We start from the raw sequence: 26,085 nt of genomic DNA on the forward strand, positions 1-26,085 counted from the left end.
CACGCCCGCGCTAGCCGTGCACCGCTTCTGTCGGTGCGGCTGCTTCGGGTTCGCACAGCCGCCGCAGCAGTTTGCGCCAATAGTCCAGGTGGCCGAAATCGGCAAGCGGCACTTCCGTGTCGAAGCACACCGTTCGCTGCATTTCTTCCGGAGAAAGCGGTTCCTCGTTGGCCAACTGTCGTATCAACACGAGCGGGCCGGCATCGGATGCCGTATGAGATGCGGCGGCACGCGCCTGCACACGCTCTTCGAGTTGACGCGCCCGCGCATGGAAATCGAGCAGGAACACGGGCACGCCGAGCGAGTGTGCGAGCGCGGCGAAGCGGGCGCGATGCGCACGCTTGAGGAAGGTCGCGTCGACCAGCACGGGGTAGCCCGCCAGCAGCACCTCCTGCGCCAGCCGCAGCAGCAGATCGTAGTGCTGATCGATAGAGTGGGGCGTGTAGGCTTCCGCCGGCAGCGGCCGGGGATCGACGGGGGCGAACGGACGGCCGCGTTTGCGCTCGATGTCGCTCGACAGCCGCACGGCGCCGACCAGGCTCACCAGCGCTTCGCTCGCCACCGATTTGCCCGATCCGCAGTAGCCGTGGCAGAGCAGCAGGTAGGCACGCTGCGGCTGGATCAGGCGCTCGACCAGGTGCAGATACGGTGAGGCTTGCGTGAGGCCGTCATCGTGGGGCTGATTGCGTGCTTTCAACACGGCCACGAGGGCGCGCACGAGCGCGCGATAGACCATGTAGTAGCGCAGCGCCGGCAGCGCCGCGAAATCGCCGGTGCGCTGCAGCCAGCCGTTCAATAGCCGCGTCGCCAGATCCTGCCGGCCGCACGCCTGCAGATCCATCAATGGAAAGCTCAGGTCGCTGGCGACGTCGATCCAGCGCAACCCGTCGTCGAATTCAATGCAGTCGAACATGAGCACGCGCTTGCCGCGCCGCACGATGTTGTCGAGGTGCAGATCGCCGTGGCACTCGCGCACGAAGCCGCCGGCACGGCGGACGTCGAAGTGCCCGGCAAGGCGTTTGCCTTCGCTCTCGCACCAGACGGAGATTCGGGCAGGCAAGCTTTCCCCGGTTTCGCGCTCGAGCGCCGTCAGCACGGTCCGCATTTGTTCCCGAACAAACGGCGCCGACCCCAACACCGCGCGCGGCGGCTTGCGTGGCGCGTGCCGGTGAAATGTAGCGAGCTGCCCGGCCAACGCGTCTACTTCGGCAAACCCGAGTTCGCCGCGTGCATGCAGTGCCTTGAATATGTCGTGCTCGTCGAAGCGTCGCATCCGGACGGCGTGCTCGGCTATGCTGCCTGTGCCTGTGCCTGTGCCTGTGCCTGTGCCTGCGATGCGGTACACGCGCCCTCGGCGCGTCACCGTTGCGACGCCGCAATAGAGCTCACGTGCCAGCCGCCGGTTCAGTCTGAACTCGTCGGCGCACGAGCGTTCACGCGCTTGCGCCTGCGTGAAGTCCACGAAGCCCGGATTGACGCGCTTTTTCACCTTGTACGCGTAACGGCCGGCCAGGTACACCACCGAGATGTGCGTCTCGATACGGCGAACGCGACCTGCCGGGTGACGATATGTGGAGGCTCTCTGCATGGCGCGGTCAAGCGCGCGCCAGCCTCGTTGCGCGAGCCGTTGGCGCTGCCGTACGTGAACGGGAAGCTGATGTGCCGGTGACAAGCGAGCAGGCATGGAACTCTCCGTCGGACAATGCTGGTGGTTTCAGAATAGATGCGCTCCATCGTGGTGACTTGACCGACATCATGCTTTCAGAGGTCCCGCGCTGCGATGTGGGCCGCTTGACACACGTCAATTGATGAGCCGCAGCGGAGCATAGAGTTACCGGTACAGCGTGCTCGTTGCGACAGCAAACGCCGTGCATTGAAGCACGCTGGGGTGCAGCGCTCCCGTCCTGAAGCAAGGTTGAAAGAGGCCGGTATGAGGCGTGCAACGCGAATTGATATCCACGATGTCATTGACTAAATCAGGAGCAGTACGATGAGCAACTTGACCCGATTTGATCCGTTTCCCCTCGAACCCATGTCGGAACTCTTTCAGGGCCTGTTCCGGCCGCTACGCGGCGCGGGTGGCGAAGCGCCGCTGGCGGATATCAAGGTCGACGTGACGGAAAGCGATAGCGGGTACACCGTGAAGGCGGAACTGCCGGGCGTCGAAAAGAAGGACATCGACGTAAAAATCGACGGCAACCTTGTTTCGATCAGCGCGAAAGTCGAACGGAATCAGGAAATGAAAGAAGGCGAACGGGTGATTCGCCGGGAACGTTATTCGGGCGCCGTCAGCCGTGCCTTTTCATTGGCGAGCGAAGTCGACGAGAGCGCCGCGGCGGCGGAGTACAAGGACGGCGTGCTCTCGCTCACGCTGCCGAAGAAGGCGAGCTCCGAACGCAAGCGCCTGCAGATCAACTGATCTGGGTTCGCGCGGAACCGGACGGATTCGGGTTCCGCGCGACATCGCTAGCCGTATGCTGACAAGGAGCATGCAATGAAGTCGGACATGGAATTGAAGCAGCAGGTCGAAGACGAACTGGCGTGGGATCCTGCGGTGACCGCCACGGACATCGGCGTCGAAGTGCATGACCGGGTCGTGACGCTGTCCGGGCATCCGGTGAGCTATGCGGAGAAGCTCGCGGCGGAGAAAGCCGCGCAGCGAGTGGCTGGTGTGAAGGCTGTCGTCGTGGAAATGCACGTTCGCCTGCTGCATTCAGATGTGCGAACCGACGAAGAAATCGCCAACGCCGTTCGCTCGATCATCCGCTGGACGGTCGGCTTGAGTGAAGATGCGGTCAAGGTGCAGGTCGAGAAAGGATGGGTGACATTGAGCGGCGAGGTCGACTGGGCTTATCAGAGCCATGTCGCCACCCGCACCGTTTCACACATGCGCGGCGTGACAGGGGTCTCGAACCTCGTGCGGATCGGCGGTAACGTGGCGGCGCTCGATATCGGCGAGCAGATCGGCAAGGCGCTCAAACGTCACGCCGAACGCGAGGCGAAGCACATTGCCGTGAAGGTGGACGACGGTACGGTCACTTTGACGGGCAAGGTCGACTCGATGGCGGAGCGCTCGGCCGTGCGCGGCGCGGCATGGTCGGCGCCCGGCGTCCATGCGGTCATCGACAACCTGACGGTGGGGTAGGCATGCGCGCTCGGTTGCGGGGCGCACGGGCGCCCGCCGTGCGCCGCTCGTGAGCGGCGCGGCATGGACGGCGCACTATCAAGGAGCGATTCATGACGATCTCGGGTAACGTGGGTGACGGCGACTGGTCGGTCGCCGCCACCACACATCCCACAGCGGGTGGCTTCGACTGCTCGATCCAGCTCAGCCATCACACGCCAGAGGGAGTCTTCACGCACGAGTTCAGACACAGCAGTATTTTCCCCACGGAGCGTGAGGCCGTGCTGGCGGGTTTGCGCGAAGGCATGGACTGGGTCCGGCTCAAGATGTCGAATACGCTATCGGTTCAGCCGGGGGCGTGTCCCGTCGATCCGATCGAGCCTGAGTGATTTCTGCTGAGTGATTTCTGCATTTCCGTCGCGCAGTCATTATCTGCTCGCTCGCTATTGATCATCGTTCGCGCGCCCGGTTTTCACCGGTTCGCGCTCGCTCTGCATGTGTCTGCACGCGCGGCACAACGGGCACACAACGAGCACCCAAACACAGGTCCACGAGGACATCCCCCGACGGCGGGCAGGCGGCACGAGCCGGCCGGAACACGCGCCGCTTCTCGCACCGCCTTGCTGCTCGAGCTTGCCGCTTGAGTTGTCTGCTTCAGTCGTCCCACGCGCTCAATCGAGTTTCAGAACGATACGCCCGTCCACCTTGCCGCTCTTCAGATCGGCGAAAACACGATTGATATTGTCCAGCCGGTCGAGATGGATTCGAGCGCGCACGTCGCCTTGCGCGGCGAATTCGAGGGACTCCTGCAAGTCCTTGCGCGTGCCGACAATGGAGCCGCGCACGGTAATGCCGTTGAGCACGGTCGTGAAGATGGGCAGGGGGAATTCGCCCGGCGGCAGACCGTTCAGCGCAACGGTGCCACCGCGGCGCACCATGCCCAATGCCTGAGCGAAGGCGCTGCGCGATACGGCGGTGACGAGCACGCCGTGCGTGCCGCCGATTTCCTTCTGGATCGCCGCCGCGGCGTCGCACGCCGAAGCGTTGAACGTGAGCGTTGCGCCGAGCTCGCGAGCGAGAGCGAGCTTATCTTCGGATATGTCGACGGCGACCACGCGCAGGCCCATGGCAATCGCGTATTGAACCGCGACGTGGCCCAGCCCGCCGATCCCGGAAATGGTGATCCATTGGCCCGGGCGCGTGTCCGTCATCCGGATGCCTTTGTACACGGTCACCCCCGCGCAGAGGATCGGGGCGATATCTTCGAACGAGACCGCCGACGGCAGATGGCCGACGTAGTCCGGATCGGCGAGGACGTATTCCGCATAGGCGCCGTTGACGGAGTAGCCCGTATTCTGCTGCTCGTGGCATAGCGTTTCCCAACCGCCGAGGCAATGCTCGCAATGACCGCAGGCGGCATAAAGCCACGGCACGCCGACACGATCGCCTTCCTTGACATGTTTGACGCCTTCGCCCACCGCGGCGACATAGCCGACCCCTTCGTGGCCGGGAATGAAGGGCAGCGTGGGTTTGACCGGCCAGTCGCCGTCGGCCGCGTGCAGATCCGTGTGACACACGCCTGACGCCTTGATGTTGACGAGAATCTGGCCGCGTCCGGGCTTCGGGACGGGAACCTCTTCGATACGCAGCGGAGCGCCGAATTCGTGAACGACGGCGGCTTTCATAACTTGGGCCATATCTTTTCTCCAGACGATGATCGCGTGGCGACCAGTATCTCGTTGATGGATACGCTGCAATTGACTTGGGTCATCCAATCCGCAGGCGATGCCTGGTGGGTCAGGCGGGTGAGGCCCGCTGCGATCGATCGCACGATCACGACGCTGTGCCCGCGAAATGTTGTTCTTTCTCAGGTTCGCGCTGCGGGCCGTGCTCGGCATGCGCGATCAGCGAGGGCTCGCCGCAGCGGCCGAGGATCGCATTCTGCGCGGCGTCGCGCAGCCGCGCCATGGCGCCGAGGTCGGTGTCGCCCGGCCCGATGCCGCGTCTGCGCAGAACAAAGGGTATGCCGACTATTCGACCGCAGACGGCCTGTGCGGGGTTGATTTGAGTCAAGGGGCAGGGGCTGCCGCCGCTACTCCATCCGCGACCGCATTCGCAGGTGCGCGCAACGGCCTTCGGGATGATCCACATCAAACGGCGCGATGCCGGGCCGGCCTAATCTGAAACCACCCGGGGGCCTACCAAGGTCTGGATGCTGATCATCGAGACGGACCGGTCCCACGAATTCAATGATCCTAACTGTTCAGGAGGCTTACCATGCGCGCATCTGATGTCATGACCACCAACGTCATCTCGGTCACGCCCGACATGACCGTCCGGGAGGTCGCCAGAATTTTTGTCGACAATGGCATCAGCGGCGCGCCGGTCGTGGATCCGCAGGGCCATATCGCCGGCATGATCAGCGAAGGCGATCTGCTTCGCCGCACTGAGATCGGCACCGACGAGCGCAAGCGGACTTCGTGGCTCGACGTCTGGTCCGCGAACCATGAAGCACGGGATTACATCAAGACCCACGCGATGAAAGTGCGCGACGTGATGACGGCCGACGTGGTGACCGTTCAGCCCGACACACCGCTCGGCGAAGTGGCGGGCATTCTCGAGACGCGGCGCATCAAACGTGTGCCCGTCACGCAGGCGGGGCAGCTCGTGGGTCTCGTGAGCCGTGCCAACCTCGTGCAGGCGCTGGCAAGCGTGCCGGACGAGCCGGCATCCGACGTTACGCTGTCGGACGCCGAAATTCGCGCGATGCTGATGGGCGAACTGGCGGGCCGCAAATGGAGCTTCGCCGGCCGCAATCTCGTCGTTACCGACGGAGTCGTGCATCTGTGGGGCGTATTCCATTCGATGGAAGCCGTCGACGCAGTCCGGGTGGCGGCGCAGGGCATACCCGGCGTCAAGCGCGTGGAGGATCATACGGAGCCGTATCCGGTGATGCCCGGCATCTAGCGGACAGGCGCCCGGCGCGGTTCTTCACTCTACATCTGGAGGCATGATGGCTCAGATCATTCCCGGGCAGTGGCTCGACATGGAAAGCGCCGGGTTCGACAATCTGTTCAGCGTCACCACGCGCAGCTTCGAGGCTTTCGAGCGGCTGGCCGCTTTGAATCTGCAGGCGTTGCGGTTTGGACTTGCCGAAACGCAGGAGGCGATGGCCCGGGCATGTACGGCGGGCAATCTGCCGGAAGTGTTCTGTCTACCCACCTTGCTTGCGCCCGTAGGTGTGGCCCAGGCGCTCTCGTACAGTCGGCAGTTCTTCGAGATCCTGTCGGACTTCCAGCGGGCGGCCGCGCCGCCGGTGGCTGGCGCGGGCCGGCAACGGCATTGCGCGGACAGCCTGACCGGCAGCCCCGCCATGTTGTCGCCCGTGCCTGTCGACGTGACGGCCGAGCCGGCGATGTCCGCGACGCCCGCGGTCGCTGGGGAGGCAGCCTCGACGACGCAACATGAGAAAAAACCGCTGGACGGGAAGGCGATTCAGCCAATGCATACGGAGTAGCGGATTTCGGCCGGGGATCCGGTCGGTGTCGACCTTGTGGACCCTGCGGAGGCTCGTTCGAGCCTCGAGCAATACGTGGCGAATACGTGGCGAATACGTAGCGAATACGCGGCGGTGAGCCACACAGCCTTACAGCGCGATCTACGCGCCGGCCGTTGCGCTGCTATCGATCGATCTGGGATCTGGTCGAGCGACAGCAGCGCGCGTTTGCCGGTGCGCATCGTAGCGGTCTTCTTTAAGCGAGGGTTGCCACGAGCACCGCCTTGATCGTGTGCATGCGATTCTCAGCCTGCGAAAAAACGATCGACGCATCCGATTCGAACACCTCATCACTGACTTCGAGTTCGGACATGCCGAAACGCTCGTGCACCATCCGGCCGGTTTCCGTGTCCAGATTGTGATAGGCGGGCAGGCAATGCATGAAGCGCGTGCGTGGGTTGCCGGTTGCCTTCATCAGCGCGGCGTTGACCTGATAGGGACTCAGCAGTTCGATGCGCGGGCCCCACGCATCGACGGGCTCGCCCATCGACACCCAGACGTCCGTGTAGACGAAATCGACGCCGCTCACCGCCTCATGCGGATCTTCGACGAGGGTCACTTTGGCGCCGGTGCGCTCGGCGAGCAGGCGCACTTGCGCCACCAGTTCGTCATGCGGCCACAATTCGCGCGGCGCCGCGATGCGCACGTCCATGCCCATCTGCACGCCGCCGATCAGGAGGGAGTTGCCCATGTTGAAGCGGGCGTCGCCGAGGTAGCAGAACGACAGTTCATGCAACGGCTTCTCGCCGAATTCCTGCATGGTGAGCAGGTCGGCGAGCACCTGGGTCGGGTGGAACTCGTCGGTGAGCCCGTTCCAGACCGGAACATGCGAATAGGTGGCGAGATCCTCGACCACGCTCTGATGAAACCCACGGTATTCGATGCCGTCGTAGAGGCGCCCGAGCACCCGCGCGGTGTCCTTGAGCGACTCCTTGCGCCCGAGCTGCGAACTCGCGGAGTCGATATAGGTGACGTGGCCGCCCTGGTCGTGCACGGCCACTTCGAATGCGCAGCGCGTGCGCGTCGAGGTCTTTTCGAAGATCAAGGCGACGTTCTTGCCTTGGAGCCGTGGGACTTCGTTGCCGGCGTATTTGGCGCGCTTCAGTTCGGCGGCGAGGTCGAGCAGAAAGCGGATGTCGCGCGGCGCGAAGTCCTGCATGTTGAGCAGACTGCGATTGCGAAGATTGAATGCCATAAGCGAATTCTCCAGAGGTGCGACGCGCGTTTCGCGTCAGAGGGGGGCGCGTTCGATCGGACAGGTCATGCAATGGCCGCCGCCGCGTCCGCGGCCCAACTCGCCGCTCGGGATCGTGATGACCTCCACGCCCGCCTTGCGCAGGAGGGTGTTGGTGTACACATTGCGGTTGTAAGCGACGACGATGCCCGGCGCGAGCGCGATCACGTTATTGCCGTCGTCCCATTGCTCGCGCTCGGCCTCCCACGTGTCGCCGCCGGTGGCGACGGTGCGCAGCGTGCCGATGCCGAGCGCCTGAGCGACCACGTCCAGAAACGGTGCCCTTTCGGGCCGTACGTCGAGCTGACCGGGTAATTCGCCGGGGCGCAGACTCGTGCAACGAATCGCGTCGACCACCTCGGGAAAGATCGTGACCAGGTCGCGATCGCAGAAGGTGAATACGGTGTCCAGATGCATGGCGCCGCGCGAGCGCGGCAGTTGCGCGGCGATCACGTGCCTGACCGATTCGCGGGAGAACAGCGCCCGCGCGAGTTGTGCGACGCCTTGCGGCGAGGTCCGCTCGCCCATGCCGATCAGCACGACCTCGGGCGATAGCGGCATCACATCGCCACCCTCCAGCGTCGCGCCACCGTGGTCCGCCTCCGGGCCGCCCCACCAGATACGCGTCCCGCTGCTGAATAGCGGATGGAAACGGTAGATCGCGGCGGCGAGCAGCGTTTCCTGCTGCCGCGCCGGCCAGTACATCGAGCCGAGCGCGACGCCGTCGTTGATCCAGCAACTGCTGTCGCGAGTAAAGAGCGTGTTGGGCAGCGGCGGCAGAATGAATCCCGAGGGTGGCGTGCAGTGCGCGAGCAGCCCGGCCGCCTCGAATGGCAACTCCGCCCGCACGATGCCGCCGATCAGGCGCGTGGCCAGTTCGGCGGGCTCCATCTCCTGGAGCCACGGCCTTAGTTGCGCCGACAGTTCCGCATCCACGGTGCCGGGCGCAAGCTTGTGCCCGAGCACCCAATCGCGCGCCTCGCGGCCTCGCAGGATGTCGGCGAGCAGATCGTGCATCTCGAGTACGTCGACGCCGTGCTCCTGCATCGTGCTGACGAATGCGTAGTGATCGTTCTTCGCCTGCGATACCCACAGCACGTCGTCGAACAGCAGGTCGCGGCAATTGGCCGGTGTCAGGCGGGCCTGGGCAAGTCCCGGTCGGCAGACCATGACCTTGCGCAGCGTGCCTATTTCCGAGTAGACGCCGAATGTCACCAGATTTCTCCTGAATAAAATGGGTGGCCTAGAGACCGAGCGCGCCGGTGGACAGCAGCCATGCCGCCACGGCGGCGAGAATGAGCAGGCCCACGAGAATCGCCACTTCGAACGGCTTGAACAGACGTGCGCCGCGTTCGCGTTTGGCCCAGCCGTAGAGCAGCACGCCAGGCGCGTAGAGCAGCGCGGAGAGCAGCAGATACTTCGGTCCGGCGGCGTACAGCAGCCAGCAGCAATAAACGGTTGCGGCCGCGCCGATCAGCAGGTCGCGCGTCCGGGCCCCTTCCGCCGGCGCGTAACCTTCGCCGCGCATGGCGATGCCCGTCGCGTAGACGGCGGAGAACAGATACGGGATCAGGATCATCGACGTCGCCAGCGAGATCAGCGCCTGATACGTCGCGTTGGAGACGAGCGTGATGATGAGGAACAGTTGCACCAGTCCGTTGGTGACCCAGAGTGCATTGGCCGGCACACCGTGACTGTTTTCGCGCGCCAGAAACTTCGGCATGACGCCGCCGTTCGCCGGCGTGAAAAGCGTTTCCGCCGCCAGCAGCGTCCACGCCAGCAACGCGCCGCCGACCGATACCAGCAAACCCGCACTGATGAGCACCGCGCCCCAGGCACCCACGGCCTTGTCGAGCACGCCCGCCATCGACGGATTCTTCATCGCGGCGAGCTCGGCTTGCGGGACGATGCCGAGCGACAGCAGGGAGACCGCCATCAGCAGGAGCAGCACGACCGTGAAGCCGAGCAGGGTGGCGCGCCCGATATCCTCGCGCCGCTGCGCGCGGGCCGAGAACACACTGGCGCCTTCGATGCCGATGAACACCCACACGGTGATCAGCATGGTGCTCCTGACTTGCGTGAAGACGCTGCCGAGCTTCGCATTGCCCCAGAAGTCCTGTGCAATCACATGGTTTCTGAAGGCGACGGCCGCGAGCACGATGAACAAGATGAGCGGGATCACCTTGGCGACCGTGGTGATCGCGTTGAGTACCGCTGCGCTGCGCACGCCGCGCAGGATCACGGCATGCATGATCCATAGCGCGATGGACGCGCCGAGGACGGCCGCGGGTGTGTTGCCCTCGCCGAATACCGGAAAGAAGTAGCCGAGCGTGCCGAACACGATGACGAGATAGCCGACATTGCCGATCCACGCGCTGACCCAGTAACCCCAGGCCGAATTGAAGCCGACGAACTCGCCCGCACTGGCCCGCGCGTAGGCGTAGATGCCGTTGTCGAGCTCGGGCTTGCGGGTCGTCAGCGTTTGATAGACGAACGCGAGCATCAACATGCCGACGCCGGTGATCAGCCAGCCGATCAACACGGCAGCCGCGCCCGCGCCGGATGCCATGTTCTGCGGCAGGGAGAACACGCCGCTGCCGATCATCGAACCGACCACCAGCGCGGTGAGCAGACCGAGCCGCAATGGTTTTGCCACGGCCTTGCCAGTCCGGCCGGCCGGGGCGGGCGTGGATGGTTCCGAAAATGAATCTGCCAGGTTCTTCATGACGGACCTCACCGTTTTTTGGATAGCTGGATTAGGTCACTTCGCGAAGGCTCGTCAGTTGATCTGGATCAGTCTGCTCAAGGTCGCACTTCGGCCCGCGGCAATATCGGGCGGCTGGGTGAACGGCTTTTCCGTGGCTCGCGCATTTCTCGTCCCTATCTTTCAGACGTTTGATGAAGGTCAGTTTCGCGCTCGATTCCAGGAATATCTTTTGACTGGTCATCCACCGCCGCGCACGCCAGACCATGCCGATTCGTCCCGCAGCAGCGTATTCAGCAAGCCCGTCGACTGCACGGGATGGCTGCGTCGTCGCCGTGCGCGGCGCGATCGTCGACGTTCGGTTCGACGGTGATTCGCTTCCCGCCGTCGGCGATGCGCTCGTCGTCGTGCCGGACGATCTCCCCACGGTGCTCGCCGAAGTGCAGGCGCATCTGAGCGAAACCATGGTGCGTGCACTGGCCTTGCAGACGACAGCCGGGTTGCGGCGCGGCACGCGCGTGCGGGCTCCCGGCGGCCCCATTGAAACGCCGGTCGGCGAAGCGGTGCTCGGCAGGCTGCTCGACGTGAGCGGCGCGGTACGCGACGACGGCCCGGCGCTGCCCGCGCAGATCGAGCGCCGTCCGATTCATCGCGCCGCGCCGCGGCTCGCGTCGCTCAAAGGCACCAGCACGCTGTTCTCGACCGGCATCAAGGTGATCGACCTGCTCGCGCCGCTCGCGCAGGGTGGCAAGGCGGCGATGTTCGGCGGGGCGGGCGTCGGCAAGACCGTGCTGGTGATGGAGCTGATTCACGCGATGGTCGAGCGCTATGAAGGGATCTCGGTGTTCGCCGGAGTCGGCGAGCGTTCTCGCGAAGGCCACGAGATGCTGCTCGACATGCGCACCTCCGGCGTGTTGCCACGCACGGTATTGGTGTACGGCCAGATGAACGAACCGCCGGGCGCGCGCTGGCGCGTGCCCTTCACCGCATTGACGATTGCCGAGTATTTCCGCGACGAGCGTCGGCAAAACGTGCTGTTGCTGATGGATAACGTGTTTCGCTTCGTGCAGGCGGGCGCCGAGGTGTCGGGCCTGCTGGGGCGCATGCCGTCGAGAGTCGGCTATCAGCCCACGCTGGCGAGCGAAGTCGCGGACTTGCAGGAGCGCATCGTGTCCGTGGGCGGCGTGTCGGTGACGGCCATCGAGGCGGTGTACGTGCCGGCCGACGACTTCACCGACCCCGCCGTGACGGCGATTGCGGCGCACATCGACAGCATGGTCGTGCTGTCCCGCGCGATGGCGGCCGAAGGCATGTATCCGGCCGTCGATCCGATCGCGTCGTCGTCGATCCTGCTCGACCCGCTGGTGGTCGGCGAAGAGCATGCGGCGGTGGCCACCGAGGTGCGCCGCATCATCGAGCATTACCGCGAGTTGCAGGATGTGATCTCGTTGCTGGGCGTGGAAGAACTGGGCGCCGAGGACCGCGCGCTGGTCGGCCGCGCGCGGCGCCTTGAGCGCTTTCTGACGCAGCCCTTCGCGGTCACCGAGGCGTTCACGGGCGAAGCCGGCCGCTCGGTCGCGCTCGCCGACACGATTGCCGGCTGTAAGGCGATTCTCGCGGGCGAGTGCGATACGTGGCAGGAGAGTTCGCTGTACATGATCGGCACGCTCGACGAGGGGCGCCGCAGGGAAGAGGCCGCCGCGCAACAGGCCGCCGCACAACAGGCCGCGTCCACTGAAAAGGAGCCACGGACATGAGCGACGGCGCGTTGAGGCTCACCATCGCCACGCCCTCGCGGGTATGGTTCGACCGCCTCGACATCGTTTCCTTGCGCGCGGAAGACGCAAGCGGTTCGTTCGGCATCCGCATCGGGCATGCCGATTTCGTCACGCAGCTGACGTCCTCGGTGGTTCGCTGGACGGCTGCCGACAACGTGCCGCGCTTCTGCGCGGTGAACGGCGGCGTGCTGCTGGTGTTGGGCGGCGCCACGGTGTCCATTGCCTGCCGCGAAGCGATTCCGGGCGATTCGCTTGAAGGCCTCGAAGTTCTGGTCCGCAGCCGCCACGCCGACGAAGACGAAGCGGCGCGGCGTGCCCGCGTCGACCAGCTGCGGCTCCATGCGCGCGCGGTGCGCCAGATGCTGCGCTATTTGCGGCCGCGGACCGGGGGCGACGGTGCCAACCCGGCCGGTTCGGGAGCCACGCCGCAATGAGCACGCCGCGGCGCGACGAGCGCAATTCCCCTCACGACAGGTTGGCCGGCGCGGCGCAACAGGCTGCGCAACGGGCGGCGCGCGGGCGCGACGAGCCGGAGCCGTCGCTCGGCAGCCGGCTCGGCCAGATCGGCATTCTCGGCTGGGCCATCGTCGTGCCGACACTGCTTGGGCTCGCGTTAGGACACTGGCTCGACCGCCTGTTCGGTACGCGGGTGTTTTTCTCGGCGCCGCTTCTGATGGTGGGTGCGGCGCTCGGCTTCTGGTCCGCGTGGAAATGGATGCATCGTCAACAGGGAGCACACCGTGAATAGTGCGCTGGCATGGCCGCTGCCGCCGCTCGCCGCGCAGTTCGTCATCGGACTCGCGCTTGGCGTGGCGGCAGGTGCGTGGCATTTCCTGTCGTTGCGCTGGAACTGGCCGTTATTCGCAACGGGCAAAATGGCGGCGGCGCTGGCGTTGCAAATCGCGCGCATCGCGCTGACCTGCGCGGTGCTGGTGATGCTCGCACGCTTCGGCGCGCCGGCGCTGCTCGGCGGCATGGCAGGCGTCCTGCTCGCCCGCAGGATCGCGCTACGGCGCTATGGAGGTCTGTCATGACCGAATCACCGCTGACGACCGCGCCGCTTCTGCAGTTGGGCCCGCTGCCGATTACCGGCCCGGTGCTGATCACCTGGGCGATCATGGCCGTCGTTACGCTGGCGGCGGTCGTGCTGAGCCGAAGACTTTCGCTTGCGCCCGGCAAGACGCAAACCGCCGTTGAATTGCTCGTCGAGACGATCGACCAGCAGATTCGCGACACCATGCAGGCCGAGCCCGCCACGTATCGCGCGCTGATCGGCACGCTGTTCATCTTCGTGCTGGTCGCCAACTGGTGCGCGCTGGTGCCGGGCGTCACGCCGCCTACGGCGCACCTCGAAACCGATGCCGCGCTCGCGTTGATCGTGCTCGGCGCCACGGTCGTTTATGGCATTCGCAGCCGCGGCACCAGGGGCTATCTCGCGTCGTTCGCGGAACCGAGCTGGGTCATGATTCCGTTGAACGTCGTCGAGCAGATCACACGCACGTTTTCACTCGTGGTCCGCCTGTTCGGCAATGTCATGAGCGGCGTGTTCGTGATCGGCATTCTGCTGTCGCTCGCCGGCCTGCTGGTGCCGATTCCGCTCATGGCGCTGGATCTGCTCACGGGCGCGGTGCAGGCCTACATCTTTGCTGTTCTCTCGATGGTCTTCATCGGCGCCGCGATCGGCGATCCGCACCATGTCAGCGTCAAAAAGGGCGAAGTCTCATGAATAACCTCATTGAAGTGGTCAGTATCGCCGCGGCAGCGCTTGCCGTCTCGTTCGGCGCGATCGGGCCGGCGCTCGCCGAAGGCCGCGCGGTCGCCGCGGCGATGGATGCGATCGCGCGTCAGCCGGATTCGGCGGGCACTGTGTCGCGCACGCTGTTCGTCGGGCTGGCCATGATCGAGACGATGGCGATCTACTGCCTCGTGATCGCCTTGCTGCTGCTGTTCGCCAACCCGTTTGCGAAATAGGCGGGCACCATGCGAATCGACTGGTGGACACTCGCGCTTCAGGCCATCAACGCACTGGTGTTGATATGGCTGCTCGCGCGTTTCCTGTTCCGCCCGGTCGCAGGTATCATCGCCGAACGTCAGAAAGCGGCGCGCGCGCTGATTGCCGATGCCGAGGCGGCGAAGCTCGTAGCGATTCAGGAGCGCGACCGGGCGGCCGAGCAAACGCAACAGCTCGTGGCGGCGCATGGCGAAGCGATGCAGGCGGTCGCCGTGGAAGCCGCGGCGCAAAAGCAGGCGCTTCTGAGCGCCGCGCAAGCCGACGCGGACGCAGTGCGCGCGGCGGCGCAGGGCGAAGCCGCGGGGGCGCGCGCCGAGCAGGACAAGCTCGCGTCCGAACGGGCCAGCCGGCTTGCCGTCGATATCGCGGCAAAGCTGCTCGACCGGTTGCCCGACAGCGTGCGGGTGAGCGGCTTCATCGACGGCCTCGCCGAGGGGATCGCCCAACTGCCGGAAAGCGCTCGCGCGGGGCTGTGGGGAGACGGCGCGGTGCCGACAATCGCCGCGCCGCGAGCGTTGAGCGCGCAGGAACAGCAACAGTGCCGCACCATGCTGGCAACGAGCCTCAAGCGTGAGGTGCCGGTCAATTTCGAAGTGGATTCGCAATTGATAGCGGGTCTCGAACTGCGCTCGCCGCACGCCGTGGTGCGCAATAGCCTGGGCGCGGAACTCGTCCGGATCAAGGAGGCGCTTCTCGATGACAGCCATGCCGCCCGCTGAGATGAGCGACGACGCGTGGCTTGCGGCGCAGCGCGGCGTGCTGGCCCGCACGGCGGCCGCGCCTTATGCGGACACGCTTGGCCGCGTCGAACGGATCGGCGACGGTATCGCGTTCGTCTCGGGACTGGCCGATGCGGCGCTCGACGAACTGCTGCGGTTCGAAAGCGGGACGAGCGGCTTCGTGCACTCGCTGGAAGCCGACCTCATGAGCGTCGTGCTGCTGGACGACGGCGCCACGGTCGAAGCCGGCGCGCGCGTGACGCGCACGGGCGCGGTGATCGAGGTGCCGGTCGGCGAAGGCCTGCTCGGCCGCGTGATCGACCCGCTCGGCCGGCCGCTCGATCGCGACGAGCCGGTGTCCGCGGCGATGCGCATGCCGATCGAGCGGCCCGCGCCGGCCATCATCGAGCGCGACCTGGTGAGCGAGCCTGTCGAGACCGGCGTGCTGATCGTCGACGCGCTCTTCGCCGTGGGCCGCGGACAGCGCGAGCTGATCATAGGCGATCGCGCCACGGGCAAGACCGCGTTGGCGCTCGACGCCATCGTCAATCAGAAGCACTCGGACATGATCTGCGTGTATGTGGCGGTCGGCCAGCGCTCGACCGCCGTTCAGCAAGTGATCGAAGCCGTGCGCCGGTACGGCGCGCCCGAGCGCTGCGTGTTCGTGGTCGCGGCGGCGGCATCGGCGGCCGGCCTGCAATGGATCGCGCCGTTTGCGGGCGTCACGATCGCCGAGTACTTTCGCGACCGCGGGCAGCACGCGCTGGTGGTCATCGACGATCTCACCAAACACGCCGCGACGCACCGGGAGTTGGCGCTGCTCACGCGCGAGCCGCCAGGACGCGAAGCCTATCCCGGCGACATCTTCTACGTGCATGCGCGGTTGCTGGAGCGCGCGGCCAAACTGTCGGCCTCGCTCGGCGGGGGGTCGTTGACTGCGTTGCCGATCGCGGAAACCGATGCGGGCAATCTGTCCGCCTACATCCCGACCAATCTGATTTCGATCACGGACGGCCAGATCGTGCTGGACGCCGCGCTATTCGCCGCCAACCAGCGGCCGGCTGTCGATGTCGGGCTGAGCGTGAGCCGCGTCGGCGGCAAGGCGCAGCATCCTGCGTTGCGCGAGGTGTCGGGGCGGTTGCGGCTCGACTACGCGCAGTTTCTGGAACTCGAGATGTTCAGCCGCTTCGGTGGCCTGACGGACGCCCATGTCGCCGGCAAGATCGCGCGCGGGGAGCGCATCCGGGCATTGATCGCGCAACCGCGCTTCAGGGCGCTGCGCGCGCTCGATGAAATCGCGCTGCTTGCGGCATTGAGCGAGGGCGTGTTCGATGCCGCACCAGCGTCGATTGCCACTGAAGTGCGGAGCCAACTCGCCGAACAATTGACGGGCGGCGGCCTGCAAGCCGGATGGGCGGACGCGCCGTTGGACGCCCGGACCCAGGCCGCGCTCGTCGCGGTGGTGCGCGACCTCGTGCAGCGCCTGACGCTGCAAGCGCCGAACGGCGCTGCCGCGATCGGGAGCGCGAAATGAGCGGCAAGCTCGCGGAAATCGAAACGCGGACTGACACCGCGCGGCAACTGGACGCGGTGATCGGCGCCATGCGCGGCATTGCGGCGGCGCGCTCACGCGAAGCGCAGCGGCGGCTGCCCGGCATCCGCTCGTCGGCCGCAACCGTGGGGGCCGCCATCGGCGCCGTCCTCGCCCACGGCAAAGGCGCGCAGGCGCCGCTCTCCGAACGGGATCATGGCGCGCGGATCGTGATCGCCCTGTGCTCGGAACAGGGCTTCGTCGGCTCGTTCAACGAGCAGGTTCTGGACTATGTGCGGCCTCGCCTCGATAACGCGCGGTGCGAACTCCTGCTCGTCGGCACGCGCGGCGAGATGGCGGCGAGCGAGCGCCGCCTTCCGGTCGCATGGAGTTCGCCCTCGGTGTCCCATGCCGATGATGTGCCTTCGCTGGCAAACCGCATCACGGATGCGCTCTACGCGCGTCTCGGCGCTCGCGCGGTAGACCAGGTCTCGATCGTGCACGCGCTGCCGGGCGTCGCCGCCGCGAGCGAGATGGTGGAGCACCGGTTGATCCCGTTTGATTTTTCGCGATTTCCGGTCGCGCAACGCGCTCTGCCGCCGGTGCTCACCTTGCCGGTCGAACGCCTGCTGCCGGGACTGGTCGAGGAATATGTGTTTGTCGAGATCTGCGAAGCGTTGATGCTCTCGTTCGCCGCGGAAAACGAAGCGAGAGTGAAGGCGATGCTGGCCGCCCGCACGAATGTCAGGGACACGCTCGACGAACTGACGCAAAGCTATCGCCGGGTCCGTCAGGACGAGATCACCGCCGATATCGCGGAGCTGGCGGCAACCGCCACGCAGCCGGTCTAGCGCCGCGCCGTCGCTGTCGATGAGCGGGACCTCGGCGCCTTCGGCTCGCCATGCGATTGCTTGACGCAGGTCAGGCGGATGGCGCCATTCGCGCCGATGATCCACCTAACCCGCCGCGATGAGCAGCATCGAGACCTCGCGCGGGATTTCCGCAAGGTCTACGAGGAGCGCACCATGTACCAGAAGATCGTCCTCGCGCTGGATGGCAGCGAGTCGTCCAGATGGGCGCTGTATGAAGCGCTCGAATTCGCCCAGCTGACGCACGCGCGTCTTCACGCGGTGTACGTGGTTCATCCGTGGTGCGTGTCCCGCTACGCGGGCTATTTCGACCCCGACCAGTTGCGTGACGTGCTGCGTGAAGACGGCCGTCTCGCGCTCGACGAAGCACGCCGGGCCATGGTCGAGCGTGGCGTGCCCGGCGACACCGAAATCGAGGAGACGCAGAGTGCGGCGGACGATATCCCGCATTGCCTCGCCCGTTGCGTGCAGCGCCAGGGCGCCGGCCTGGTGGTGATGGGCACGCAAGGCCGGCATGGCCTAGGGCGATTGTTGCAGGGCAGCGTTGCGGAAGCGTTCGTGCGCAGCGCCCATGTTCCGGTGCTGCTGGTCAGGTCTCCGCCCGATCAGGACGGGATACCGTCGGGCCTGTGAGCGGCCGCCGGCCGTCGTGACCGCGACGGCCGCGCGGGCCGGTGCGATTAGCGCTGGGTCGGAACGAAACCGACCGTCTGCGCGAGAATCGGTAGTTCGTCTTCGTTGAGCGACAGCGCGTTCGCGAGCAGTCGCGCGTTGATCCAGCCGCGGATCACGCTGGCCAGCCCCGCCGACGCACAATACAGCGAGACGTTCTGCGCAATCGCGCCGGCCGTCACCGCGGAAAACCGCTCGCGCTGTTGCGCGGGCATGGCCAGCAAGCGCGACGTGCGAACCACGTAGACCAGATCGAGCGGCGCCTCACCGACGAAATCCTGGTAGCCGGTCTGGCCGCGCGCGTCGATAGCGTGTTTGAGAACGAGTTGATGGTTCGCCGCGTCGTAACGATAGACGCCGTTAGGCAGCGCGGCATAGATATCGATTTCATTGAACGCGTGCGGTGAGGGCGCGGTACGGCCGCCGGTCGCGGGCCGATTGATGCCGTCGGCGGCCCACAGCAGCTCGCCCAGCACAGTGGGCGGCAAGGCGGCCGGTGCGAACGACCGGCAACTGGCGCGCTGCGCGAGGGCGCTCATGAGCGGCATGCCGGTATTCAGTTCAGGCTTGGGCAACACGATGACGGCGGGCGTCTCGCCGGTGGCGAGCGGCGGCCGCAAGACGGGCGCGGCCTGGTACGAAAGGAGTGGCATGTCGGTCATATCTGACTCCGTTGGAGTGCGCCGGGGAGTGGCCGCGGCGCCGCCACGCTGCCCACGACGGGTGTCATTCCACGGTAGCCCGAAATGCCTGCTATCCATTGACGCAGATCAGGCGAAGAGGCCCAGTGCTTGCAGCGACTCTCACGGTCGATGGCGTGGAGACTTTTCTTGCAACGGCGCGAAGCGGTTGAGCTTCCGCGTTGCGATGGAGCGGATCTGACCGAGTCCCGCTAGTAAGCATCGGCTGCACGAGCGGACCAGGGGTAAGGCGTGACGTCCCCTAAAGGTCCGGAGCCGTTTTGATCGATCGATTGTTCAGGCATCGCGCGCGGTCGCCCCGCCGAGCGGCGGTGGCGGTGCCTTGACACGCGCGTTGGCGTGTACGTTGGCGTGTGCGTTGACGTGCATCAACGAGCGAAACAACAGGTCGCAGAGAATCGGATATCGATGTCAGCTGGGCGAACGCAACATTCTCATTGGGGAGCCGATCATGAGCACGACGCATGTCAGCGCTAACGCCACTCGCGCAATCCGGCGAATACTCGTGGCCGTGGACGCTTCGCCGGAGTCGGCGCGCGCAGTGGCGTACGTGCGCCACCTGAGCCCGCCCGGCGCACGAATCCGCGTAGTAAGCGTCGCGGAAAATCCCCGTACTATCCTGCCGCTCGGGTCGATGACGGATGCCGAACTGCAACGTGCGCGCGCCGAACTTGCCCGCGACGCCGGCGAAGCCGTGGCGCGCGCAAAGCAACTGTTCGCGGATGCCGGTGTCGACGTGGAGTCGGGCGTCGTGGAAATTTCAAGGCAAGGCGGCTACATCGCGAACGCGTTGATCGATGCCGCGGCCCAGTGGCAGGCGGATCTGCTCGTGGTGGGCGCGCGACAGCATCACGGCATGTTGCGCTGGGTCGAAGGAACCGTTTCGGAGTTCGTCACCACCCAGGCGCCCTGTTCGATTCTCGTCGTGCCTGCCGGCTACGAAGCGCAGATCCAGTCGTCGCCGCGCCGCATCCTGTTCGCGCTCGATGGAAGCGCGGCTTCATTCGACGCGTTGCATTTCGGGTTGCAGCTCGCCAGCCCCGTGTCCCGTCTTCGTGCCATCTACGTGATAGATCGCGCCGTCCGGCTGACCGATATCGTGCCGATCCGCATGCTCGAGGAAGCGTTCGTCGAAGAAGGAAAAGTGATCCTCGCCACGGCGGCGCGGGTGCTGGCCGAATGGCCGAATCAGTCGGAGACCGCGGCGATCGAAACGGCGCCGGCGCGCGACGATGTGGCGCACGCGATCGTCCGCGATGCGCAGCAGTGGCAGGCGGATTTGATTGTGGTCGGTACCCACGGACGACGCGGCGTCGCCCGCTGGGTTCTCGGCAGCGTGGCCTCCCGCACCGCGCGTCTCGCCCGTACGCCGTTGCTGCTGGCGCGGCCTGCCGTCGACAAATGAAAAAGGTGGGCGGACATGCGCTGGACACACTTCGCGCCTGATGCGCCACGTGAACGCTGGGAGCGAAGGGCACGCCGGCGCACCACGCCGGCCGGGACGCCTGCAGCCGCTCACCAATCTGGAGCTCTTGCCAAGATGCGGATCCTCAAGCCACGCGCGTTGCGCATCTGCGTTGCCTTCGTGTTGTTTGCCATGAGCGCCGCGGTCGCCGGGCAATCGCTGCCAGAAGCGGTCAGCCGCGACGGTGTGCTGTACATGACGGGCGGCATCGGCGAGGACGATGCGAAAGCATTTCGCGCGCTCGCGCCTCGCTACAGCCTGCGCATGATGTTCACCGCGGCCGCGGGCAACTACCTGTCCGATGTGGATGTGACAATCGCCAGCGCGGCGGGCCGCGCCGTGCTCGATGCCCGTACCGAAGGCCCGTTCCTGTTCGTCATGCTTCCGGCCGGCCGCTATCGTATCGTCGCGCATGCCGGGCGCGCGGAGGTGGCGAAAACGGTCGATGTGCCGCGCCGCGGCGGGACGGATCTGCATATCGTCCTGCAGGAACGTGCGACCGGCGTCGCGCAGACGGGCTGCGCGCATTGCCGTGCAGCGATGCGCCACCCGGGCGAACCCTGATCATGACGGCGCAAGGCGCGACATCCGGCGTGTCGTCCACCGCCGCCGCGCCGCAAGCGCGCGCGGCGGGCGGACTCACGCACGCCGAAGTCACGGCATTGCAGGCGCGGCACGGCCGCAATGTGATCGCACGCGGCAATCGCCATCTCTGGTGGAGCACCGTGCGCGACGCGCTCACCGAGCCGATGTTCCTGCTGCTGCTCTGCGCGAGCGGCCTGTACGGCCTGATCGGCGACATGAGGGAGGCATCGACGCTGCTTGCCCTGGTCGTGGCCGTGCTGGCGCTCACGATCGTGCAGAGCCATCGCACGGCGAGCGTGCTCGAAGCACTGCGCGATCTGTCGGCGCCGCGGGCCCAGGTGTTGCGCGATGGCAAGCGGGAGTGGGTATCGGCGGCGGAGCTGGTGCCGGGCGACACCGTCTTTATCGAGGAAGGCGCGAAGGTGCCGGCCGACGGTGCGGTGACGGAAGCCCATGAGCTGAGCGTCGACGAATCGCTGCTCACGGGCGAATCCGTCGCCGTCGTCAAGTTTGCCGGTTCAGCCGGCGAAGCGGCGGCGGAGCCGTCGCGCAGCCGCCTGTTTTCAGGCTCGATGGTGGTGCGGGGGCAGGGCCGCATGTGCGTCACGGCGACGGGCGCGCAAACCGACCTTGGCCGGCTCGGCACGCGCCTTGCCGAAGTGAGCGAGCCGCCTTCCCCCTTGCAGGCCGAGATGCGCCGGTTCGTCAGGCGCTTTGCGACGCTCGCCGTGATCATCTGCGTGCTGCTCGTGTTCGCCTACCGCTGGCGCACGGGCGGGTGGATACCCGGCCTGCTGGCCGGCATCACGCTCGCGATGGGCATTTTGCCTGAAGAACTGCCGGTGATCTTCACCGTCTTCATGGCGCTGGGCGCGCGCCGGATCGCCAGGGAGGGCGTGCTGACACGGCGCCTGAGCGCGATCCAGACGCTCGGGCAGACCTCGGTGCTGTGCGTCGACAAGACGGGCACGCTGACCCAGAACCGTATGTCGGTGCGCGTGCTGTATGCGCGCGGCGAGGAGCAATGGCTGAAGGATGGCGCGGTCGAGATCGGTCCGCAGTTTCATGAACTGCTGGAGTACCTCGTGCTCGCGAGCGAAATCGAGCCGCTCGATCCGATGGAGCGCGCCTTCCACGAGACCGGCCGTTCCTGTCTTGCCGGCACGGACCGGTTGCACGACCAATGGTCGCTCGTGCAGGAGTATGCGTTGACGCCTGAACTGCCCGCCATGTCGCATGGATGGGAAAGCCCTGAACTCGATCATCGGCCGGTGGCGTGCAAGGGCGCGCCTGAGGCGATCTGTTCGTTGTGCCATCTCGAACCCCGCACGGCGCGGGCGCTGATGGAGCGCGCCACGCATATGGCCGAGGGCGGCCTGCGTGTGCTCGGCGTGGCGCGGGCGCGGCATGGCGGCGAAGCGTGGCCCGAACGGCAGCACGACTTCGAGTTTTCGCTGGTGGGGCTAGTCGGGCTGCACGACCCCGTGCGCCCCGAGGTGGCGGGCGCGGTGGCCGAATTGAAGACCGCGGGCGTGCGGGCCGTGATGATCACCGGCGACTATCCGTCGACCGCGCGGGCGGTCGCGGCGGAGGTCGGCATCGACAGCGCGCGCGTGGTGACGGGTGCCGACCTCGCCGTCATGGACGATGCCGCGCTGCAACGCGTGATCGTCGACGCAAGCGTGTTCGCTCGCGTCAGGCCGGAGCAGAAACTGCGGCTCATCGACGCGTTCAGGCATGCGGGCGAGGTCGTCGCGATGACCGGCGACGGTGTCAATGATGCGCCCGCGCTGAAAGCCGCGCATATCGGCATTGCGATGGGCACGCGGGGGGCGGAGGTGGCGCGCGAGGTCGCATCGCTGGTGCTGTTGCGCGACGAGCTGACACCGATCGTGTCGGCCCTGCGGCTCGGCCGGCGCATCTACGACAATCTGAAGCTGGCGGTGGCGTACACGATCGCGGTCCATATTCCGATGATCGCCGCCGCGACCATTCCCGTGCTGGCGGGCTGGCCGCTCATGCTCGCCCCGGTGCATATCGTGTTCCTCGAAATGATCATCACACCCGTTTGCTCGATCGTCTTTGAAAACGAACGGGAGAGCCGCTCGCTCATGCGTGATCCGCCGCGGCGAATCGGCGAACGGCTCATGTCCAATCGCACATTGGGGCTGAGCATCGCGCTCGGATGCGTTGCCGCCCTGATCGTCGTGGGCGTCTATGCGTCGCTGCTCGCGAACGCATTCGATCCGCTCGACGCTCGCACGGCCGCCTTCCTGCTGCTCGTGGCGTGCAACGTCGGCCTGATGTTCGCCGTGCGCGCATTGCCGCATCGGCCAGCCAGGCGCCGCACGCGCGAGACGAACCTCTATGGGTGGGCCGTCGTGATGCTGACGACGCTCGCTTCAGGCGTGTTGATGATGTGGCCGGCGCTTGCCCGGCTGTTCCGTCTGCGTCCTGTCCTTGCCGCGTGGATGTGAGCATCTCGATGCCGCAAGGCCGCAGCAAAACCATCAAGGCAGGCTTGACCTCGATCAATCGCATCGCGCCGGGGCGCAATAGTCTGAGGAGGTCGCGCATTCCCGCCGGGACACGACTCGGGCGTCGGCGTGCGTGCCGCGCCGAACCCGCTCGCCGCCGCGCCTGATCGCGCGGCACGCTCATGTCGGAGGAGAAATTCCATGAAGTCGGACAGTCAATTGAAACAGGAAGTCGAGGACGAACTGATGGGCAGTCCGGCCGTCGACGCGAATGGAATCGGCGTTGCCGTGGTCGACGGCGTCGTCACGATCAGCGGCCACGTGCCGGACTACGCGACGAAAGTCGCGGCGGAAAAATGTGCGATGAGGATCGCCGGGGTCGTTGCGGTGGTGGTCAACATCGACGTAAAACTGCGCGAATCCGAGCGGCGAACGGACGAGGATATCGCTTTGAGTGTGCGCGCCGCTCTAGACTGGATCGCGGGCCTCGAAGAGCATGCGATCAAGATCAAGGTGGAAAAGGGTTGGGTGACATTGAGCGGCGAAGTCGACGACGGTTACCGCAGCCACATCGCCGAGAAGAATGTCGTTCATATGCGTGGTGTGACGGGCGTGACGAATAACATCCGGATCCGCGGCTCCGCCTCTCCGATCGACATCGAGTACAGCATCCGCAAAGCGATTCAGCGGCACACCGATCGCGAGTTGAAGCATGTGGGCGTGGAAGTCGACGACGGCAAGGTGACCCTGTCGGGGCGCCTCAGTTCGACCATCGAGCGTTCCATCGTGACGGGGGCCGCGCGTTCGACTCCGGGCGTGAGGGCGGTGGTCGACCGTCTTGTGATCGGCTGACGGGGCAGGCCGCTGCCGCCGCGTTCCTGCCGTTGTTGCCGGTTTTCATACGCGGCGCTTGCGTGGTTTGAGCCGTGTGCGGCGCACGCCTCGCCACCCTTCAGCAGGCTCGCCAGGCAACGCGGCCGGATTGCCGGCCCGGGCGGTTTCAGCGAGGTGCGGCGCCAGACCCGGCGCCACTGCCTTGACAGGGCGATTGCGCATCGACTCCTTCATGCCAACGGACGATGGCGGACCAGATGTCCGCCGCCGTTTCGCAGAAACTGAATAACGCAGTGTCCTGAGGCGCGATCATGCCTTCGCCGATCAGAAACTCGAAATTGATCGCGCGGCGCCAGAACGATTCACCGACGAGCACGACAGGTAGCCGCCGGATCTTGTTCGTTTGCAGCAGGGTCAACACTTCGAACAACTCATCACAGGTTCCAAAGCCGCCGGGAAAGAACACGGCGGCTTGCGCGCGTTCCAACAGATGGAGCTTGCGAATGGCGAAATAGTGAAGCTTGAAGCAGAGTTCCGGCGTCAGATACGCGTTGGGTTCCTGCTCGCGTGGCAATGCGATATTCAGGCCGATGCTCGGCGCCTCGCGCTCGTACGCACCTCGATTGGCGGCTTCCATGATGCCCGGGCCGCCGCCCGTGACGACGGCGAGCGCCGACAGCGCCCCCGCGCACCGTGCGCTGCCGACAATGCGGCCGAATTTGCGCGCGATGCCGTAATAGCGGCTGCGCCTGAGCAGTTGCTCCGCGACTTGCAGTGCGCTCTCGCCGCCGGGTTCGCCGGGCCGGCTTTCAAGCGCCCGCCGCGCCTGCGCAACCCGGCGACGCGCCGCCGCCGGCGCGATGATCCGGGTGCTGCCATACACCACGATCGTGTGGTCTATCGCATGTCGCTGCAGCGTCTCTTCGGTCTTCCAGTAGTCGAGTTGCAGACGGATGCCGCACATTTCCGGGCGTCGCAGAAAAGCGAGGTCTTCGTCCGCCTCCAGATAGGTGGGACTTTCGATCATACGGCGCACGCGCGCCGAACGTTCGGACGGCGCATCTGCGCGGACGCGCGGCGCGCGTCGCACGGAGTCGGGCAAGGCGGGCGGATCCTGACACTGCGCACGCGTGTGATCGGCACGATTGCCGGCCGCCGTGCCGGGATGCGTCGCCGCGTTCTTATGGATGGTGGTCATGCGCGTTCCCGCCCGGTTGGTTGCCGCAAAGCCGTCATTGAAAACCCGGTTGGCCGATTTGCCCGGTGTTTTGCGGAACGCGGCGAAGCTTGTCCGTGTTGAAGCCCATGGCGGCGAGCCGGGCAAGCATGCCAGCGTAAGTGGCTTCATCCATCTCCGGCGCGCGCGCGAGTACCCAGATCATGTTGCCGTCCGCCATGCAGCGAATCGTGTAGCGATACTCGGGGTCCACGTACGCGGTGACGACCACCACTTCGAACGGCCAGATCAGCCCCACTCGCCATTTTGTGTTGCCGGTTCCCGACATCACCTTCGCGACGAACTGGCTTCCCGTCGCCGGCTGGTCGAAGCCGTGACGCCGGCCGAGATACTTGTCGTCGATGCTGCCGTCGCCGCGCAACGTCCACTCGTCATAACTGCCGACATAGTCGGATTCGCTCAGAAACGGCGTGTCCGCAATGACATACCAGCGTCCCATGTACCGTTGCAGATCGATTGGCGATCCCGCCACACAGGCGGACCGGGACGCATGCGCTGGCGGCGGGGTCGCCGGATCATGCGCGCACCCTGCAACGAGGATGGCAAGCGAGGCGATGCACGCAATGGACTTGTGCATGGGGATTATCC

28 protein-coding genes are annotated in these 26,085 nt (G+C 65.9%); 19 read left to right on the forward strand and 9 right to left on the reverse strand.

The genetic code is table 11. The annotated features are described in order from the left end of the window. Positions 1 to 10: 10 nt before the first annotated feature. Positions 11 to 1,588 (reverse strand): bifunctional aminoglycoside phosphotransferase/ATP-binding protein, encoded by a 1,578-nt coding sequence (locus tag CJU94_RS13335; protein WP_244220829.1) that lies wholly within the window; start codon positions 1,586 to 1,588, stop codon positions 11 to 13. Positions 1,589 to 1,990: 402 nt separating this feature from the next. Between CJU94_RS13335 and CJU94_RS13340 the strand changes: the two genes are divergently transcribed. The 3 genes from CJU94_RS13340 (at position 1,991) to CJU94_RS13350 (ending at position 3,513) form a co-directional block, all read left to right on the forward strand. Further along, complete coding sequence (locus CJU94_RS13340) at positions 1,991 to 2,419, forward strand: Hsp20/alpha crystallin family protein (RefSeq protein ID WP_095419072.1); 429 nt, start codon at positions 1,991 to 1,993, stop codon at positions 2,417 to 2,419. 75 nt (positions 2,420 to 2,494) lie between these two features. Continuing rightward, complete coding sequence (locus tag CJU94_RS13345; protein WP_095419073.1) at positions 2,495 to 3,145, forward strand: BON domain-containing protein; 651 nt, start codon at positions 2,495 to 2,497, stop codon at positions 3,143 to 3,145. 92 nt (positions 3,146 to 3,237) lie between these two features. Then, complete coding sequence (locus CJU94_RS13350; RefSeq protein ID WP_095419074.1) at positions 3,238 to 3,513, forward strand: UDP-glucose 4-epimerase; 276 nt, start codon at positions 3,238 to 3,240, stop codon at positions 3,511 to 3,513. Positions 3,514 to 3,795: 282 nt separating this feature from the next. Here the strand turns inward: CJU94_RS13350 and adhP are convergent, their stop codons facing one another. Continuing rightward, on the reverse strand, positions 3,796 to 4,821 hold the full coding sequence (adhP, locus tag CJU94_RS13355) for an alcohol dehydrogenase AdhP (RefSeq protein ID WP_095419075.1): 1,026 nt from the start codon (positions 4,819 to 4,821) through the stop codon (positions 3,796 to 3,798). A gap of 136 nt (positions 4,822 to 4,957) precedes the next feature. Beyond that, a complete protein-coding gene (locus tag CJU94_RS40860) occupies positions 4,958 to 5,275 on the reverse strand; it encodes a hypothetical protein (protein ID WP_157763746.1) in 318 nt (105 codons plus the stop codon). Positions 5,276 to 5,401: 126 nt separating this feature from the next. On the opposite strand from CJU94_RS40860, the gene CJU94_RS13360 reads away from it, so the two are divergent. Both CJU94_RS13360 and CJU94_RS13365 read left to right on the forward strand, forming a co-directional pair. Further along, a complete protein-coding gene (locus tag CJU94_RS13360) occupies positions 5,402 to 6,091 on the forward strand; it encodes a CBS domain-containing protein (protein WP_095419076.1) in 690 nt (229 codons plus the stop codon). Between the two features lie 43 nt (positions 6,092 to 6,134). Then, positions 6,135 to 6,641, forward strand: coding sequence for a phasin family protein (locus tag CJU94_RS13365; protein ID WP_244220830.1), 507 nt, complete (start codon positions 6,135 to 6,137; stop codon positions 6,639 to 6,641). A 235-nt stretch (positions 6,642 to 6,876) separates the two neighbouring features. On the opposite strand, the gene argF is transcribed toward CJU94_RS13365, so the two are convergent. From argF to arcD, 3 genes are read right to left on the reverse strand one after another with little or no spacing between them, the layout of a single operon-like run. Then, positions 6,877 to 7,875 carry an ornithine carbamoyltransferase gene (gene argF / locus CJU94_RS13370; protein ID WP_095419078.1) on the reverse strand — a complete coding sequence of 333 codons (999 nt, stop codon included), beginning with the start codon at positions 7,873 to 7,875 and terminating at the stop codon, positions 6,877 to 6,879. A gap of 36 nt (positions 7,876 to 7,911) precedes the next feature. After that, complete coding sequence (locus CJU94_RS13375; RefSeq protein WP_095419079.1) at positions 7,912 to 9,129, reverse strand: arginine deiminase; 1,218 nt, start codon at positions 9,127 to 9,129, stop codon at positions 7,912 to 7,914. 28 nt (positions 9,130 to 9,157) lie between these two features. Beyond that, on the reverse strand, positions 9,158 to 10,639 hold the full coding sequence (arcD, locus tag CJU94_RS13380; RefSeq protein WP_095419080.1) for an arginine-ornithine antiporter: 1,482 nt from the start codon (positions 10,637 to 10,639) through the stop codon (positions 9,158 to 9,160). A gap of 245 nt (positions 10,640 to 10,884) precedes the next feature. Between arcD and atpD the strand changes: the two genes are divergently transcribed. The 10 genes from atpD (at position 10,885) to CJU94_RS13435 (ending at position 18,159) form a co-directional block, all read left to right on the forward strand. Beyond that, complete coding sequence (atpD, locus tag CJU94_RS13390; RefSeq protein ID WP_095419082.1) at positions 10,885 to 12,375, forward strand: F0F1 ATP synthase subunit beta; 1,491 nt, start codon at positions 10,885 to 10,887, stop codon at positions 12,373 to 12,375. Next, on the forward strand, positions 12,372 to 12,830 hold the full coding sequence (locus CJU94_RS13395) for a F0F1 ATP synthase subunit epsilon (RefSeq protein WP_095419083.1): 459 nt from the start codon (positions 12,372 to 12,374) through the stop codon (positions 12,828 to 12,830). The genes atpD and CJU94_RS13395 overlap by 4 nt, the downstream gene beginning before the upstream one ends. After that, positions 12,827 to 13,144 carry an AtpZ/AtpI family protein gene (locus CJU94_RS13400; RefSeq protein WP_095419084.1) on the forward strand — a complete coding sequence of 106 codons (318 nt, stop codon included), beginning with the start codon at positions 12,827 to 12,829 and terminating at the stop codon, positions 13,142 to 13,144. Before CJU94_RS13395 ends, CJU94_RS13400 begins: the two co-directional genes overlap by 4 nt. Next, entirely contained in the window at positions 13,137 to 13,430 is a 294-nt protein-coding gene (locus CJU94_RS13405; RefSeq protein WP_095419085.1) for an ATP synthase subunit I, read from the forward strand. The genes CJU94_RS13400 and CJU94_RS13405 overlap by 8 nt, the downstream gene beginning before the upstream one ends. Beyond that, on the forward strand, positions 13,427 to 14,122 hold the full coding sequence (locus tag CJU94_RS13410) for a F0F1 ATP synthase subunit A (protein ID WP_095419086.1): 696 nt from the start codon (positions 13,427 to 13,429) through the stop codon (positions 14,120 to 14,122). Before CJU94_RS13405 ends, CJU94_RS13410 begins: the two co-directional genes overlap by 4 nt. After that, positions 14,119 to 14,367 carry a F0F1 ATP synthase subunit C gene (locus CJU94_RS13415; RefSeq protein WP_091793534.1) on the forward strand — a complete coding sequence of 83 codons (249 nt, stop codon included), beginning with the start codon at positions 14,119 to 14,121 and terminating at the stop codon, positions 14,365 to 14,367. The genes CJU94_RS13410 and CJU94_RS13415 overlap by 4 nt, the downstream gene beginning before the upstream one ends. A 9-nt stretch (positions 14,368 to 14,376) precedes the next feature. Continuing rightward, positions 14,377 to 15,126, forward strand: a complete 750-nt coding sequence (locus CJU94_RS13420; RefSeq protein ID WP_095419087.1) for a F0F1 ATP synthase subunit delta — start codon at positions 14,377 to 14,379, stop codon at positions 15,124 to 15,126. Further along, the gene (locus CJU94_RS13425; protein ID WP_095419088.1) at positions 15,104 to 16,660 is read left to right on the forward strand and encodes a F0F1 ATP synthase subunit alpha; all 1,557 of its coding nucleotides are present in this window, start codon (positions 15,104 to 15,106) and stop codon (positions 16,658 to 16,660) included. The genes CJU94_RS13420 and CJU94_RS13425 overlap by 23 nt, the downstream gene beginning before the upstream one ends. Next, complete coding sequence (locus tag CJU94_RS13430) at positions 16,657 to 17,508, forward strand: F0F1 ATP synthase subunit gamma (protein WP_095419089.1); 852 nt, start codon at positions 16,657 to 16,659, stop codon at positions 17,506 to 17,508. Before CJU94_RS13425 ends, CJU94_RS13430 begins: the two co-directional genes overlap by 4 nt. Positions 17,509 to 17,682: 174 nt before the next feature. After that, positions 17,683 to 18,159 carry a universal stress protein gene (locus CJU94_RS13435; RefSeq protein ID WP_095420345.1) on the forward strand — a complete coding sequence of 159 codons (477 nt, stop codon included), beginning with the start codon at positions 17,683 to 17,685 and terminating at the stop codon, positions 18,157 to 18,159. Between the two features lie 47 nt (positions 18,160 to 18,206). Here the strand turns inward: CJU94_RS13435 and CJU94_RS13440 are convergent, their stop codons facing one another. Then, positions 18,207 to 18,860 carry a nitroreductase family protein gene (locus CJU94_RS13440; RefSeq protein WP_095419090.1) on the reverse strand — a complete coding sequence of 218 codons (654 nt, stop codon included), beginning with the start codon at positions 18,858 to 18,860 and terminating at the stop codon, positions 18,207 to 18,209. Between the two features lie 490 nt (positions 18,861 to 19,350). Between CJU94_RS13440 and CJU94_RS13445 the strand changes: the two genes are divergently transcribed. The 4 genes from CJU94_RS13445 to CJU94_RS13460 all read left to right on the forward strand — a co-directional run bounded on the left by CJU94_RS13445 (position 19,351) and on the right by CJU94_RS13460 (position 24,278). Next, complete coding sequence (locus CJU94_RS13445; RefSeq protein ID WP_095419091.1) at positions 19,351 to 20,304, forward strand: universal stress protein; 954 nt, start codon at positions 19,351 to 19,353, stop codon at positions 20,302 to 20,304. A 135-nt stretch (positions 20,305 to 20,439) separates the two neighbouring features. After that, positions 20,440 to 20,928, forward strand: coding sequence for a carboxypeptidase-like regulatory domain-containing protein (locus CJU94_RS13450; protein ID WP_095419092.1), 489 nt, complete (start codon positions 20,440 to 20,442; stop codon positions 20,926 to 20,928). Between the two features lie 2 nt (positions 20,929 to 20,930). Next, a complete protein-coding gene (locus tag CJU94_RS13455) occupies positions 20,931 to 23,426 on the forward strand; it encodes a cation-translocating P-type ATPase (RefSeq protein ID WP_095419093.1) in 2,496 nt (831 codons plus the stop codon). A 201-nt stretch (positions 23,427 to 23,627) separates the two neighbouring features. Then, entirely contained in the window at positions 23,628 to 24,278 is a 651-nt protein-coding gene (locus CJU94_RS13460; RefSeq protein WP_095419094.1) for a BON domain-containing protein, read from the forward strand. A 148-nt stretch (positions 24,279 to 24,426) separates the two neighbouring features. Here the strand turns inward: CJU94_RS13460 and CJU94_RS13465 are convergent, their stop codons facing one another. Further along, positions 24,427 to 25,458 (reverse strand): LOG family protein, encoded by a 1,032-nt coding sequence (locus CJU94_RS13465; RefSeq protein ID WP_095419095.1) that lies wholly within the window; start codon positions 25,456 to 25,458, stop codon positions 24,427 to 24,429. A gap of 34 nt (positions 25,459 to 25,492) precedes the next feature. Then, positions 25,493 to 26,074: a lipocalin family protein gene (locus CJU94_RS13470; protein WP_095419096.1), complete on the reverse strand. Its 582-nt coding sequence runs from the start codon at positions 26,072 to 26,074 to the stop codon at positions 25,493 to 25,495. Positions 26,075 to 26,085 lie beyond the last annotated feature (11 nt).

The sequence above is a fragment of the Paraburkholderia aromaticivorans genome, assembly GCF_002278075.1.
Taxonomy (GTDB): domain Bacteria; phylum Pseudomonadota; class Gammaproteobacteria; order Burkholderiales; family Burkholderiaceae; genus Paraburkholderia; species Paraburkholderia aromaticivorans.

Coding starts and splice junctions, on each gene's coding strand:
- CJU94_RS13440 (WP_095419090.1), bottom strand. CDS start 18,860: ATGACCGACATGCCACTCCTTTCGTACCAGGCCGCGCCCGTCTTGCGG.
- CJU94_RS13345 (WP_095419073.1), top strand. CDS start 2,495: ATGAAGTCGGACATGGAATTGAAGCAGCAGGTCGAAGACGAACTGGCG.
- CJU94_RS13365 (WP_244220830.1), top strand. CDS start 6,135: ATGATGGCTCAGATCATTCCCGGGCAGTGGCTCGACATGGAAAGCGCC.
- CJU94_RS13465 (WP_095419095.1), bottom strand. CDS start 25,458: ATGACCACCATCCATAAGAACGCGGCGACGCATCCCGGCACGGCGGCC.
- CJU94_RS13450 (WP_095419092.1), top strand. CDS start 20,440: ATGCGGATCCTCAAGCCACGCGCGTTGCGCATCTGCGTTGCCTTCGTG.
- CJU94_RS13435 (WP_095420345.1), top strand. CDS start 17,683: ATGTACCAGAAGATCGTCCTCGCGCTGGATGGCAGCGAGTCGTCCAGA.
- CJU94_RS13400 (WP_095419084.1), top strand. CDS start 12,827: ATGAGCACGCCGCGGCGCGACGAGCGCAATTCCCCTCACGACAGGTTG.
- CJU94_RS13430 (WP_095419089.1), top strand. CDS start 16,657: ATGAGCGGCAAGCTCGCGGAAATCGAAACGCGGACTGACACCGCGCGG.
- adhP (WP_095419075.1), bottom strand. CDS start 4,821: ATGGCCCAAGTTATGAAAGCCGCCGTCGTTCACGAATTCGGCGCTCCG.
- CJU94_RS13395 (WP_095419083.1), top strand. CDS start 12,372: ATGAGCGACGGCGCGTTGAGGCTCACCATCGCCACGCCCTCGCGGGTA.
- CJU94_RS13340 (WP_095419072.1), top strand. CDS start 1,991: ATGAGCAACTTGACCCGATTTGATCCGTTTCCCCTCGAACCCATGTCG.
- CJU94_RS13415 (WP_091793534.1), top strand. CDS start 14,119: ATGAATAACCTCATTGAAGTGGTCAGTATCGCCGCGGCAGCGCTTGCC.
- CJU94_RS13350 (WP_095419074.1), top strand. CDS start 3,238: ATGACGATCTCGGGTAACGTGGGTGACGGCGACTGGTCGGTCGCCGCC.
- arcD (WP_095419080.1), bottom strand. CDS start 10,639: ATGAAGAACCTGGCAGATTCATTTTCGGAACCATCCACGCCCGCCCCG.
- CJU94_RS13360 (WP_095419076.1), top strand. CDS start 5,402: ATGCGCGCATCTGATGTCATGACCACCAACGTCATCTCGGTCACGCCC.
- CJU94_RS40860 (WP_157763746.1), bottom strand. CDS start 5,275: ATGTGGATCATCCCGAAGGCCGTTGCGCGCACCTGCGAATGCGGTCGC.
- CJU94_RS13420 (WP_095419087.1), top strand. CDS start 14,377: ATGCGAATCGACTGGTGGACACTCGCGCTTCAGGCCATCAACGCACTG.
- CJU94_RS13425 (WP_095419088.1), top strand. CDS start 15,104: ATGACAGCCATGCCGCCCGCTGAGATGAGCGACGACGCGTGGCTTGCG.
- CJU94_RS13335 (WP_244220829.1), bottom strand. CDS start 1,588: ATGCAGAGAGCCTCCACATATCGTCACCCGGCAGGTCGCGTTCGCCGT.
- CJU94_RS13455 (WP_095419093.1), top strand. CDS start 20,931: ATGACGGCGCAAGGCGCGACATCCGGCGTGTCGTCCACCGCCGCCGCG.
- CJU94_RS13460 (WP_095419094.1), top strand. CDS start 23,628: ATGAAGTCGGACAGTCAATTGAAACAGGAAGTCGAGGACGAACTGATG.
- atpD (WP_095419082.1), top strand. CDS start 10,885: ATGCCGATTCGTCCCGCAGCAGCGTATTCAGCAAGCCCGTCGACTGCA.
- CJU94_RS13470 (WP_095419096.1), bottom strand. CDS start 26,074: ATGCACAAGTCCATTGCGTGCATCGCCTCGCTTGCCATCCTCGTTGCA.
- argF (WP_095419078.1), bottom strand. CDS start 7,875: ATGGCATTCAATCTTCGCAATCGCAGTCTGCTCAACATGCAGGACTTC.
- CJU94_RS13410 (WP_095419086.1), top strand. CDS start 13,427: ATGACCGAATCACCGCTGACGACCGCGCCGCTTCTGCAGTTGGGCCCG.
- CJU94_RS13445 (WP_095419091.1), top strand. CDS start 19,351: ATGAGCACGACGCATGTCAGCGCTAACGCCACTCGCGCAATCCGGCGA.